General features: G+C 55.0%; 12 protein-coding genes. 9 read left to right on the forward strand and 3 right to left on the reverse strand.

Translation table 11 applies throughout. The features are described from left to right. The first annotated feature begins 1 nt into the window (after position 1). The 6 genes from JAB1_RS07280 (at position 2) to JAB1_RS07305 (ending at position 5116) form a co-directional block, all read left to right on the forward strand. Positions 2-832 carry a hypothetical protein gene (locus JAB1_RS07280; RefSeq protein ID WP_070279311.1) on the forward strand — a complete coding sequence of 277 codons (831 nt, stop codon included), beginning with the start codon at positions 2-4 and terminating at the stop codon, positions 830-832. Beyond that, positions 832-2682 carry a hypothetical protein gene (locus JAB1_RS29445; RefSeq protein WP_139144456.1) on the forward strand — a complete coding sequence of 617 codons (1851 nt, stop codon included), beginning with the start codon at positions 832-834 and terminating at the stop codon, positions 2680-2682. Before JAB1_RS07280 ends, JAB1_RS29445 begins: the two co-directional genes overlap by 1 nt. Before the next feature lie 164 nt (positions 2683-2846). After that, positions 2847-3176 carry a hypothetical protein gene (locus tag JAB1_RS07290; protein ID WP_227742029.1) on the forward strand — a complete coding sequence of 110 codons (330 nt, stop codon included), beginning with the start codon at positions 2847-2849 and terminating at the stop codon, positions 3174-3176. Next, positions 3173-3697: a glycoside hydrolase family 19 protein gene (locus tag JAB1_RS07295; protein WP_254671997.1), complete on the forward strand. Its 525-nt coding sequence runs from the start codon at positions 3173-3175 to the stop codon at positions 3695-3697. The genes JAB1_RS07290 and JAB1_RS07295 overlap by 4 nt, the downstream gene beginning before the upstream one ends. Next, positions 3694-4215 (forward strand): hypothetical protein, encoded by a 522-nt coding sequence (locus tag JAB1_RS07300; RefSeq protein WP_070279314.1) that lies wholly within the window; start codon positions 3694-3696, stop codon positions 4213-4215. Before JAB1_RS07295 ends, JAB1_RS07300 begins: the two co-directional genes overlap by 4 nt. Positions 4216-4327: 112 nt before the next feature. Next, on the forward strand, positions 4328-5116 hold the full coding sequence (locus tag JAB1_RS07305; RefSeq protein ID WP_070279831.1) for a DNA adenine methylase: 789 nt from the start codon (positions 4328-4330) through the stop codon (positions 5114-5116). Between the two features lie 260 nt (positions 5117-5376). On the opposite strand, the gene JAB1_RS29450 is transcribed toward JAB1_RS07305, so the two are convergent. Both JAB1_RS29450 and JAB1_RS29455 read right to left on the reverse strand, forming a co-directional pair. Further along, a complete protein-coding gene (locus JAB1_RS29450) occupies positions 5377-6063 on the reverse strand; it encodes a hypothetical protein (RefSeq protein WP_071653308.1) in 687 nt (228 codons plus the stop codon). A gap of 109 nt (positions 6064-6172) precedes the next feature. Then, positions 6173-7732: a hypothetical protein gene (locus tag JAB1_RS29455; RefSeq protein ID WP_139144457.1), complete on the reverse strand. Its 1560-nt coding sequence runs from the start codon at positions 7730-7732 to the stop codon at positions 6173-6175. Positions 7733-7898: 166 nt separating this feature from the next. On the opposite strand from JAB1_RS29455, the gene JAB1_RS07310 reads away from it, so the two are divergent. Beyond that, positions 7899-8582, forward strand: coding sequence for an SOS response-associated peptidase family protein (locus JAB1_RS07310; protein WP_070279315.1), 684 nt, complete (start codon positions 7899-7901; stop codon positions 8580-8582). A gap of 392 nt (positions 8583-8974) precedes the next feature. On the opposite strand, the gene JAB1_RS07315 is transcribed toward JAB1_RS07310, so the two are convergent. Continuing rightward, the gene (locus tag JAB1_RS07315; protein ID WP_070279316.1) at positions 8975-9289 is read right to left on the reverse strand and encodes a hypothetical protein; all 315 of its coding nucleotides are present in this window, start codon (positions 9287-9289) and stop codon (positions 8975-8977) included. Between the two features lie 277 nt (positions 9290-9566). Between JAB1_RS07315 and guaB the strand changes: the two genes are divergently transcribed. Further along, on the forward strand, positions 9567-11027 hold the full coding sequence (guaB, locus tag JAB1_RS07320; protein WP_034777711.1) for an IMP dehydrogenase: 1461 nt from the start codon (positions 9567-9569) through the stop codon (positions 11025-11027). Between the two features lie 70 nt (positions 11028-11097). Next, positions 11098-12708, forward strand: coding sequence for a glutamine-hydrolyzing GMP synthase (guaA, locus tag JAB1_RS07325; protein WP_034777714.1), 1611 nt, complete (start codon positions 11098-11100; stop codon positions 12706-12708). The last annotated feature ends 55 nt before the right edge of the window (positions 12709-12763 follow it).

The following is a 12763-nucleotide window of genomic DNA, read 5'->3' on the forward strand; positions in this document are numbered from 1 at the left end:
TATGCCAAATCTCCGCATCATCTACGACAACGCCGCTGACCGCGCGGTGCTGACCGCATCGAGCCAGGCTGACGCGCTGGGGCCAGCCAACCTGCAACGTGAAGGCAAGTATGACGTTCTGCGCTCGCTCGGCCTGACCCTGACCATCACCGCCACCTGGCCCACGCCCGAGATCGTCGGCTGCGCGGCCCTGCCATTTTGCAACCTGACGCCGACGGCGACGATCCGCGTGCGCGGCTATGTCGAGCCAGGTGACGCCGTGCCCGATTTCGATACAGGCATAGTATCGGCCTGCGAATACGCTGGGCTGGGCATGTGGGACTGGGGCGCGCTGCCGCTGGGCGTGAATGCCTATAGCTACGGCGGCGGCACGTACGCGCGCTGCTGGCTGCCGATGGTCAGTGTCAAAAAACTGGTGATCGAGCTGGCGGACCCGGACAACCCGGCAGGCTACATCGAGGCGGCGCGCTTCGTGACCGGCCCTTACTGGAGTCCCGAACTAAATGCTTCGTATGGTGCTGGCGTCACTTCAGTCGACACCAGTACCCAGAATAGGGACGGCGCTGGCGGCCAGACCGTGGCGCGCGGCGCGCTGTACCGGAAGCTCACGCTGGCGCTCGATCATATGACACCGCTGGACAGGGCCGAGGTGTGGCGCATCCTGCGTGGCAACGGCCTGTCGCGCCCGCTGCTGGTCAGTTTGTATCCAGAGAGCGACGACGGTGAGCTTGAGCAGGCGCACCAGGTGTATGGCCGCATCGCCAGTAATTCCGCCATCACCACCCCGTATTACCAGGCATATGCCACCAACATCGAAATCGAGGAAATGTAATGAGCGCCTTTTTTTACTATGGCCAAAAGGATACGATCCGACGCCTGAATGAATTGGCCGGGCGCGGCGCCGTGGTGGCATCGTATGCGCCAGCGGTGGGGCGGTCGCCACTCGGTGGGGTGAATGGTTTTATTACGCCTGAATGGCTGGACCCGAGCATCCCAATTTTCACAAATTCTCCTGTCGTGGTGGGCGTGACCAATAAGTACGGCTATAGCTACATCGGCCAAAATCCCCCGACTGGCCTTTGGTATCGGATCGCCACTTTTGCAGTTGACGGCGGCAGCAATGCACAGCATCTGCGTATTGACGGGGTTTTGAATGATAGCTGGGCAGCAAACGCTAGTTCCCCGTTCGTGCTCATGCTGGGCGTCCGGGGTGGTTTCTACTACGATTCGACGTTTAATGGCGCCGTTCCGATAAACACGCGTATGCAGGTTTTTCAGCAGGTGAACGGAACGTTTGAGGTTTACCTGAATTTCCGGGCTGGTACGTTTGGATCGGCGTCCTTTAGCCTGCAGGGCTTTACCACTACCACATACGCACAACCTGTATCAGTAACAGCAATTCCATCTGGAACACTGATCTACGATTCGGGCAACACTGCTATGTACCCGCCACGCATGAGGGGAATCTCCTCGTCCGGCCTGTACTCCGGCGCACAGAACGCTGTGCAGATAAACAACGGCTTATTTATCGGTGACTGGACGACGGGCGGGTCTTACATTTTGAACTGCCCAGTTGGCACTGCAGCAGGCAGTGTGAACAGCGTCATTTCTTCGGGCATCGGCGGACTGGTCGGCACCTACTCGGCTGGCAGTATCGGTTGGTACGTGTCCGGCGGAAACGGAGCCTTGCCAGGCAAAGAAGGCTACCGGTATATCCTTCGAGCTTACGACAAAAACTCCAACACGACCTCAGCGGACATAGCAAGGTTTGGCGGGAATGGCCTGGTCTATATTCAGCTCTTAAAAGCAGGTAGCGGGGATGTTAATGCCCGGCATAACATCAGCCGAGGCTCTGCCCAGGGCGATGAGATACTTCATGTAGGTAGGGACGGTGCAACAAACCCTAGTGTGGCAGTCCTTGCCGCAGATGGTGCGGGCGGATGGAATGGCGCTAGCAGTGTGCTGTATGTTGGTAAGAATTCTGCGACCGGACGCAGCGTTTCTGTCCCAGGAACAGTAAATACGATGGGCAACGATTATGCCGAGTACATTTTCAAAAGCTCGACATGCAGCAGCGTAGCTCCTGGGCAGATTGTCGGTATCACCGCAGACAATAAGGTTACCGACAAGTGGGCCGACGCCGTGATGTTTTCGATTAAATCGACCGCGCCCTCGTTCGTTGGTGGCGACTCATGGGCAAGCGACATAGGGTCGCGCCCGTCGCCCCAGGCAGGGCCAGCGCCGACCCAGTCCCAGCGTCGCGCCGATGTCATCACGCAGCAGCCACTGCCAGGGAGCAATCCGCCGGAATTCGAGGACGTGGTAAGCGAATATGGCGATACCGATGACGAGTGGATCGAAAAGCAGGCCGCCTATACCGCCGCGCTGGCTGCTCACAACGCAGCCGTGCAGCAGGACGTCGAAGCCATGGCCGTCTTCGACGCGGCGCTGGAAGTCGAGCGCCAGAAGGTCGACCGCATCGCCATCGCCGGCCGCGTGCCGGTGAACGTGCTGGGCGCCCAGCCGGGCGATTACATCGTGCCGGTCCAAGATGGCGCCGGTGTCACGGGCATTCCCGTCCACCAGGCGGACCTCACCCATTTGCAGTACCTGCAGGCCGTCGGCCGTGTGATTTCGATTGAGCCCGACGGCCGCGCCTATGTGATGGTCAAGGTCGTGTAGCAAAAACGCATTCCCCACAAACCCGCTTCGGCGGGTTTTTCATTTCCACCACCTGAAAGGCATCCATGGCCATCGAAACAACCGCCGCCGGCGGCGCACTGATTAAAATTTTTGGTATCCCGGTCCTGGCCGGCGCTGCCGCAACCTCACTGGGATTCATGTTTATGTGGCCAAAAACTGCCAAGGAAGCGGGCGTGCGCTTCTTCGTCACCATTCTGTTTTCCGCCCTGATGGGGCCGGCCCTGGTCGTGGTCGTGCGTAACTGGATGCCGGGCCTGTTCGACAGCGCGCGCGCCGTCGCCGTGCTGTACGGTAGCGACCCGGCGCTGGGCTTCCTGTTCATCGCCGCGCCTCTGATGGTGGCCGCCGGCCTGCCCGCCTGGTGGGTGCTGGGCGCCACGGTGCGCTGGTTCGACAAGCGCCGCGACAAGGACATTGGCGAGCTGGCGCGCGATGCGGCCGCCGTTGTCAAGGACGTGCGGGGTGGCCTGTGAGCGCCGTCACGCTGGTCCAGCTGCTGGCGATCATGCCGCTGGCTCGCACGCGCGCGGTAGCCTTCCTGGCGCCGCTGAATGCGGCCATGGTGGAATTCGGGATCACGACGCCGGCACGCCAGGCTTCCTTCCTGTCTCAGGTGGGGCACGAGTCCGGCTCGCTGCGCTATGTGCGCGAACTGGCCAGTGGCGAGGCATACGAGGGGCGCGTCGACCTGGGCAACACGAAGCGCGGCGACGGCGTGCGCTTCCGTGGGCGCGGCTTGCTGCAGGTGACTGGCCGCGCCAACTACGCCGCCTGTGGCAAGGCGCTGGGCCTGGATCTGCTGGCTCAGCCTGAGTTGCTGGAGCAGACCGTCAATGCCTGCCGTTCGGCCGGCTGGTTCTGGCAGACGCGCGGCCTGAATGCCCTGGCTGACGCTGGCGACCAGGAACGGGTGACACGCCGCATCAACGGTGGTGTGAATGGCCTGGCCGAGCGCCTGGCCTTGTACCGGGAAGCTCGCAAGGTGCTGGTGTGATTGCGCCGGCCAAGCTGGCGAGCATGGTGCCTGGCTGGCTGTACGGCGCCGTGCTGGTATGCGTGGTGGCCGGCGCCGGCATGCTGCATCAGCGTGCGCAGGGCGACGCCCAGGGGAGGGCGGCCGTGCAGGCGCTGTGGGACGCCGACAAGCAGATCCGTGCGGCGGCGGAAATTAAAGCGGTGGCGCAGCGGGCCGCCGAGAATCTGGCGCAAGCCAGGCAACAGGCCGCCAGTGCGCTGGCCATCAAGAAAGTCTACGATGATGAAATCAACGATGTCCGCGCTCGCCTTGCTGCTGAGCGCATGCGCAAGCCCGCCTTCTGTGCAAGTGCTGGACCTGCCGCCCCGGCCGGTGCCGGTGGCGCCGAAGGAGGCGCTGCAGCCGATCCCGTCGGCGGGCTACTTCCTGACGCGGTGGCGCGAGATATTCAAGCCTTGATCCTGCAAACGGAGGAAGTTGCCGCGACGGGCCGCGCATGCCAGTCATTCGTGCGTGAAAATGGCATGGCGCCATAGAAGGGATGGCTGATTGTCGCTGCGCTAACAGCAGCAATCAGCCGGTGCCTGGTGAGTGGGCTTGGATTGCCTCATGGGAGGAATTCAACTTTACCACTTGGAGGTACACATTTTGGCACTACCCATCATCCCCTGGATCGGCGGCAAACGACGCCTGGCCGACCGCATCATCCCTCAATTTCCGCCGCACACTTGCTACGTCGAGGTTTTTGCCGGTGGCGCCGCGCTGTACTTCATGCGGCCGCCGGCCGAGGTCGAGGTGCTGAACGACGTCAACGGAGAATTGATCAACTTGTATCGAGTCGTAAAAAACCACCTGGAGGAATTCGTGCGCCAGTTCAAATGGGCGTTGTCGAGCCGCGAGGTGTTCAAGTGGCTGCAGGACACGCCGCCACATACTCTGACGGACCTGCAGCGCGCGGCCCGTTTCTTCTACCTGCAGCAGCAAGCCTTCGGTGGCAAGGTTGATGGGCAGACGTGGGGCACGGCCACCACCGCGCCACCGATCAATTTACTGCGCATCGAGGAGAATTTGTCGGCCGCACACCTGCGCCTGTCTGGTGCCTACATCGAGAACTTGGACTGGTACAAGTGCATGGAGCGATACGACCGGCCTCACACGCTTTTTTACCTGGACCCTCCGTATTGGGAGACAGCAGGTTATGGCGTTGAGTTTGAATTCGCCCAGTACGAGAAGATGGCCGAGCTGATGGCCCGGCTGAAGGGCAAGGCCATCTTGAGCCTGAATGATCACCCGGATATCCGGCGCGTGTTCGCCGGTTTCCAGATGGATACAACCGGTATCCAGTACAACGTGGGCGGAGGTGGCAAGGGGGTCGAGCGTCGGGAGCTGATTATTTATAGCTGGGATAGGGCGGCTGAGCCAGCTGGTCTTTTCTAAATTTCCACGGCTGTAGCCAGTTGCCAATGACGACGACGTCGCTCTGGCGCTGGCGGAAGACTGGTATACCGGCCGCTCTACGAGGGACAGATTGAAGCAATCTTAGGGAAGTGCTGATTAATTCGTTTTCCGGAAATTCGCTCTCTTATAAATAAATGGATTGCGGGAAAAATTTGGGGAAATCTGCAATTAATCATCGGCTCCTTAGAGGGCTGCAGACTGCTTCATTGATAATGGACACATTATCTTCGGCCTATAGATTATTGCCGTGCATCGTTAAGTAGCTTCTCGTTCTGCACAAGCCATATTTCAAGATCTTCGAATGCAAGTCTTGAATCCTCATATTCCCGCTCAAACATGCACATCGCTAGCAAGCATCCATTCTCGTGCATATGAGAATAGAGAATTTCTGTCTGATTTGAAAATCTTGTTATCATTTCTTCTTGATCCGTAGTTGAGTAGCAAATTCGCATTCCCTCAAAGTTAGGATGCGCACTTTCTGAAAGCCATGCATAAAGCTTGATTGTTCCAGGGTACTTTTTTTCGCATTTTTCGAGAATGGTTACTATGTTAGTTGCTTTCTGGTCCGTCATTTCATCGCGACACTGAAGGAGTAAATTCAATACTTTTTCTGAAAAAGTGTTGAAATTTAATTTTCCTAAAATAACACCTTCAATTAAGGTGTCCAAATAAATAATTATAGCTAGAGTTTCAATCGATGCTCTTAATAATATTCTCGCTCCAATTGCTCTCTTTGCAGCGTGCAGCATCCAAGATTGACCCAAAATATCCACAAAGCGCCATGCGACTGTTTCACGCAAACATAATATCTGATAGGTCACTTTCCACTTGTGAGCTATCGGGTTTCTTTTTCTAAGGCCAATGATATCTATTTCCTTGCACAAGGATTTTTGATAATCGCCTATTGCTTTCTCGATGGGGTGCATGGGACATCTCCTAATTTAAAAATGAAATTTTACAAATACGTTAAATCAGACAAATGGTAATTTCACTATATTGTAAGATCTACTCAATGAATTATCTGGCTGGTATAAATTATTGGTTTGATGATAGTAGTTTATTTATTTTTTGCCTCGATAGATGAAATTGAGCGCGCCCGCTACTCCAATGTGTCATATTTTTAGTTATTGTCTCGGCCTGTTCGGAATAGGCATCCATACATAATTTTTTGAGTTCTTTGTTTCTTTGGTGCGCACCATATGTGTCGAGATGCATTTTAAATAACATGTATTGAGTTTCTGGGAGTTTATCCCGCTCCAAACATGAATCGAGAATTTCAAAAATCCCCCCTTTTTTCTCGAACTCATATTCAGCAAGTCGCTCTAGGTCATCAATGGTGATGTAATATGTATTTTCCAGTGGAATCGGCAGGTACCCAAACTTTTCTATAATTTTATTTGATAAATCGTGTTGTATTAATTCTTCAATCCTTGAGCCGGTGGAAATGTAATGATCTTGATGGACAACTACCAGTAAATAGCTAATCTTTTTGGGGAATTTAAAATGATCTGAAAGTATGTGGCAGCATTCCTGTCCTTGAAATATTGCTTTTATGTAACTCGCTTCTAATCGAGATCTTAAGACTTCAGGGTCATGTGAGGTGGCTACAAGACTATTTGGTTCAATTGCTTTTGAATCCAGAAATATTCTGCAATCCCCGTCAATTATAAAATCAACTATCTTCCCATTCCTTCCTATATCCTTATAGAAATTTCTAATGTTAATTTCTGTATGGTGGTCAATATTTTTTTTGGTAAAAATTTCCTCTACATATCTTTCAAGGGTTTCGCCGAAATGGTTTTTGAATAATATGTCATTTCTTTTTAGGAATTTTGAAACGAAATCGGAGGCTGATCTTAAAAATAAATCATTTTCAATAAATAGTAGAAAATTATCTATTATTAGAATTGGTTTGTTTATTAGCGGTGTTTCTTGGAAGTACTCAATTTTTGGATTGTGCGACAGTTCAAATTTCTTAAAATAAGCGGGCATCTCTTCTATTCTGATCCCGAAAATATTTATGACTAATGTTATGTCTTCTATCTTGACGCTAGGCGAAAGATGTCTTGCTATATCTTGAAGGGGTATTGATCTTGTTTTTGGATGTGCTGGTTGGGCCAGAGCTGATAAATACATGGTCACCTGATAAAAGTCATTAAGCGATACGCCAGTCTTCCTTTTGAAGCTATCTTCATAAAATTTATTTCCGGTTTTTGTAAACCAAAATTTTTGACGAATTAGTGTCATGATGTGATTTTGGAATGACTTCTGCGGAATTGTTTGTTGCATCAGCATCACTCTTAACTTCAGCATTAGATTCCCATCAGGTTTTATGTCAGCTGCCAAATGCTGAATTTGATGAATCTTGTCTGCAAAATAAAAAAACTTATCTGTAGTTATATCTTCGGGGCCGTCTCTTTGTGTTAGCATACTCCACTTAATTAAAAGAAATATTATGTGGGGCATTGACCTTGCTCTTTCTTCTAGTCCATCGCCTATGCTGTAGAAATAAGTCATAGATTTATCAAGAATTGATTTTCTGGAATAATTCTCAATACCTTTTTTAATTATTTCAACGGATTTTTCGTATGTCATTTGATATATTTTTAAATAATTATGAGTGATTTTGGGGAATTTTTATTTTGTGCCTTTGTTAACTGTAGTGCTCTAAAAAAATACAAATGGATAAGGCCCGGAAATATCATCGGGCGATATTTTTGTTAAAATATTCGTGTGCATCTCTATCTGTTATTATTCTACTATGTGCGCCGACTACACCCCCAGCCGAAATGAGCAGATCGAAGACCATTTCGGTGCCCGATCGCCTCAGCTCGACTTGTTGCCTGGGGCATGGCCCGGCTACATGGCACCCATCCTGCGCGGCTCGCATGAGGTTCCGGGCGAGCTGGAAGTAGCTCCTGCCATGTTCGGCATGGTTCCCCATTGGGCCGACCACAAGCTTGCCCGGCAGACCTACAACGCCCGCACCGAGACTGTGGCCAGCAAGCCATCCTTCCGCAGCGCCTGGAAGCGCAAGCAGTTTTGCATTATCCCGGCGGCCAACTTCTTCGAACCCAACTACGAAACCTGCAAGCCTGTGCGCTGGCGCATCGAGCGCGCGGACGGCGGCCCGGTGGCCATTGCTGGGATATGGGAGTACCGACCAGCTGATCAGCTACTGTCGTTCTCGATGCTGACGATCAACGCCGACGGGCACCCGCTGATGCAGCGCTTCCACAAGCCTGACGACGAAAAGCGTATGGTGATGATTCTGGACCCTAATCAATATCAAGGCTGGCTGGACGGCTCCCTGGTGTCGGAAGAAGACGTTTATCGGCAATATCCAGCAGAGTTGCTCGTTGCGCAGCCCGATCCTATGCAGCTACGATCCCGTGCAAAAACACCGGCGCCGGCCGCGCCAGCGGAGCAGGGCGGGCTCTTCTAGTTACAAATTTCGCCTTCTGGTTTCCCTTGTTTGGCAATATACTGTGTTTTTATACAGTATATTGGCTAGTTATGGACGGCACAACAAACCAGCATAAGTGGCCTAAAAAAGTTGTGGAAGTGCCGGGAGCGCCATATCGGGTGACCTTGCTCAGGGACAAGGGGCGCAAGATCACCAGGCAGGAAATGGACGACTTTGTGCCACTAGAAGGATTGCTTACTATTGAGCGTGGGGGCTTTGGTGTTGTGTATTACCGAGCTGCAACCCTGGTTCGCTCAGGCAACGGCGTGCTAACTCGTATTTGCCGCTCGTTGCTCGAGCCTGAAGTGGAAATGCTGAATGCAAAAGGCATGATTTTGCGAGGCCATGAGAACGAAACGGTGGAGGGGGTGCTAGTCCAGCATATTCAGGTCTGGCTTTGTGTTCCCATTTTGCCCAGCGGCATTGCAACGGGTGCCTGACGACGCCCAGCCCACCACGCGCTGCGCTTGGTCAAGCAATACGATGACCTCGCAGCCGGCGGCCGTGCTGCCATAGTTCAACTGCAGGTACTCGCCCTGATGCTGGTAGGTGGCGGGTGTGCCGTAGCGGGCAGCGAATGTGAAGCTGTTCAGCCCCATCAGCTCACCGCCGCGGCGTTCGGCGATGCCGCCCGCAGCACAGCTGAGCAGGATCGGCAAGACGAGGGCGCCCAGCGCATGCTTCATTGTAATTTTTCCTTTTGGCGATATGCTTATAGGCGGCGTGTGCCTTCTAGTATGTTGGGCATCTTGCCCTTTGATCTTGTGCAGTCTCATATATGGTTATGACAGCCAGCATCGTGGGCAAATATCCGGGCGAAATTTGGGCGAAAACGCAGACTTTTCCAGACCATTCCATAGAAGCAAGAATGGCATGCACTCTATGTCTATAGGGGTTTGAGAATGTTTAAGACAAGACTCAAGAATTTCTGTATAATCTGCTTTTGCGCCAATAGGAAATGCTATGCGTCTACTTCAAAAAGCACTCACATTCGATGACGTGCTGCTCGTCCCAGCCTACTCCAACGTTCTGCCCGCCGATACGTCCCTCAAAACTCGCCTGACCCGCAATATCACCTTGAATATTCCCTTGCTGTCCGCAGCCATGGATACGGTGACGGAAGCCCGTCTGGCGATCGCGATGGCCCAGGAAGGCGGCATCGGCATCATCCACAAGAATTTGAATCCGAAGGACCAGGCACGTGAAGTGGCCCGCGTAAAGCGTTTCGAAGCAGGTGTGCTGCGTGATCCGATCACGATTCCGCCGGAAATGAAAATCCGCGACGTGATCGCTCTGACGGAACAGTACGGCATCAGCGGTTTCCCTGTTGTCAAGGGCAAGGAAGTCGTCGGCATCATCACCAACCGCGATTTGCGCTTTGAAAAGGAACTCGACGCGGAAGCTTCCGCCAAGATGACCCCGCGCGAAAAGCTGGTGGTCGTGAACGAAGACGCCGATACGGCCGAAGCCAAGCGCCTGATGAACAAGCACCGCCTCGAGCGCGTGCTGGTCGTCAACGACGCGTTTGAGCTGCGCGGCCTGATCACCGTCAAGGATATCCAGAAATCGACCTCCCACCCGTTCGCGTCGAAAGACAGCCAGGGCAAACTGCTGGTCGGCGCCGCTGTCGGCGTAGGCGCCAAGGATGAAGAACGCATCGACCTGCTGGTCGCTGCCGGTGTCGACGTGCTGGTGGTCGACACGGCCCACGGTCACTCGCAAGGCATCCTCGATCGCGTACGCTGGATCAAGACCAAGTACCCGCAAGTGGAAGTGATTGGCGGCAATATCGCTACCGCCGCTGCCGCCAAGGCACTGGTGGAATACGGCGCCGATGCGGTCAAGGTCGGCATCGGTCCTGGCTCGATCTGCACCACGCGTATCGTTGCCGGCGTGGGCGTGCCGCAAATCACGGCCATTTCGAATGTTGCCGAAGCTTTGGCCGGTACGGGCGTGCCATGTATCGCCGACGGCGGTATCCGCTTCTCGGGCGATATCTCGAAAGCGCTGGCCGCTGGCGCCTCGACCGTCATGATGGGTTCCATGTTTGCCGGTACGGAAGAAGCACCAGGCGAAGTGATCCTGTACCAGGGTCGCAGCTACAAATCGTACCGCGGCATGGGTTCGCTGGGCGCGATGTCTGATGGTTCGGCTGACCGTTATTTCCAGGACGCCACCATGAAGGCCGACAAGTTCGTGCCTGAAGGTATCGAAGGCCGCGTCGCCTACAAGGGCAGCGTGCTGGCGATCATCTTCCAGCTGGTGGGCGGCGTGCGTCAATCGATGGGTTACTGCGGTTGCGCCACCATCGACGAACTGCGCGAAAAAGCGGAATTCGTGGAAATCACCTCGGCCGGCATGCGCGAGTCGCATGTCCATGATGTGCAGATCACGAAAGAAGCGCCAAATTATCGCTCCGAGTAAGCGGTAACGAAAGTCCAGACCGGCGCCCAGTGCGCCGGTTTTGCAATTGACCCTGAATAAAGCTCCGACCATGCACTCTAAAATCCTCATTCTCGATTTCGGTTCCCAAGTCACCCAGTTGATCGCCCGCCGCGTGCGCGATTCCGGCGTGTTTTCCGAAGTCTTCCCGTATGACGTCAGCGACGAATTCGTGCGCAACTATGGCGCCGCCGGCGTGATCCTGTCGGGCAGCCACAATTCCACGCTGGATGGCGATTCGCCGCGCGCGCCGCAAGCCGTGTTCGAGCTGGGCGTGCCCGTGCTGGGCATCTGCTACGGCATGCAAACCATGGCGGCCCAGCTGGGCGGCAAGGTGGAAAACGGCCTGGTGCGCGAATTCGGCTACGCCGAAGTACGCGCCCGCAGCCACACCAAGTTGCTCAACGGTATTGCCGACTTCGTCACCGACGAAGGCCACGGCATGCTGAAAGTGTGGATGAGCCATGGCGACAAGGTGCTGGAAATGCCGCCAGGCTTCAAGTTGATGGGCAACACCCCGAGCTGCCCGATCGCGGCCATGGCCGACGAAGAGCGCCAGTTCTACGGCGTGCAATTCCACCCGGAAGTGACGCACACGGTGCAGGGCAAGGCCATGATCGGCCGGTTCGTGCATGAAATCTGCGGCTGCAAGTCGGACTGGAACATGCCCGACTACATCAGCGAAGCGGTGGAAAAAATCCGCGCGCAAGTCGGTAGCGATGACGTCATCTTGGGCCTGTCCGGCGGCGTCGATTCGTCCGTGGCTGCTGCCTTGATCCACCGCGCCATCGGCGACCAGCTGACCTGCGTCTTCGTCGACCACGGCCTGCTGCGCCTGGACGAAGGCAAGATGGTGATGGACATGTTCGCCAAGAACCTGGGCGTGAAAGTCATCCGCGTCGATGCGGAAGACCAGTTCATGGGCCACCTGGCCGGCGTTACCGATCCCGAGCAAAAGCGCAAGATCATCGGCCGCGAATTCGTCGAAGTCTTCCAGGTCGAGTCGGGCAAGCTGGTCAACGCCAAATGGCTGGCGCAAGGCACGATCTACCCGGACGTCATCGAATCGGCCGGTAAAGGTAAAAAAGGCCAGACCATCAAGAGCCACCACAACGTGGGCGGCTTGCCGGACACCATGAAGCTCAAGTTGCTTGAGCCTTTGCGCGAACTGTTCAAGGACGAAGTGCGCAAACTGGGCGTCGCCCTGGGCTTGCCGCATGACATGGTCTACCGCCACCCGTTCCCGGGCCCGGGCCTGGGCGTGCGCATCCTCGGCGAAGTCAAGAAAGACTACGCGGACCTGCTGCGCCGCGCCGACGCCATCTTCATCGAAGAACTGCGCAACACGCCGTACGAATTCGTCGCCGGCCAGGCCGTCGATCCGGACGCGCTGCCAGCGAACTGGTATGAAGCGACGAGCCAGGCCTTCGCCGTTTTCCTGCCCGTCAAATCGGTGGGCGTGATGGGCGATGGCCGCACCTACGAATACGTGGTGGCATTGCGCGCCGTGCAAACGCAGGACTTCATGACGGCCCACTGGGCGCACCTGCCGCACAGCTTGCTGGGCAAGGTCTCGAACCGCATCATCAATGAAGTGCGCGGCATCAACCGCGTCGTCTACGATATCTCGGGCAAGCCGCCGGCGACCATCGAGTGGGAGTGAGTTTCCCTAGGGGAGCATTTTCATCGTCATGCTCATCATGGTGATTCAGTAAGCA

It is taken from the genome of Janthinobacterium sp. MP5059B (assembly GCF_001758645.1).
Taxonomy (GTDB): Bacteria; Pseudomonadota; Gammaproteobacteria; order Burkholderiales; family Burkholderiaceae_D; genus Janthinobacterium; species Janthinobacterium lividum.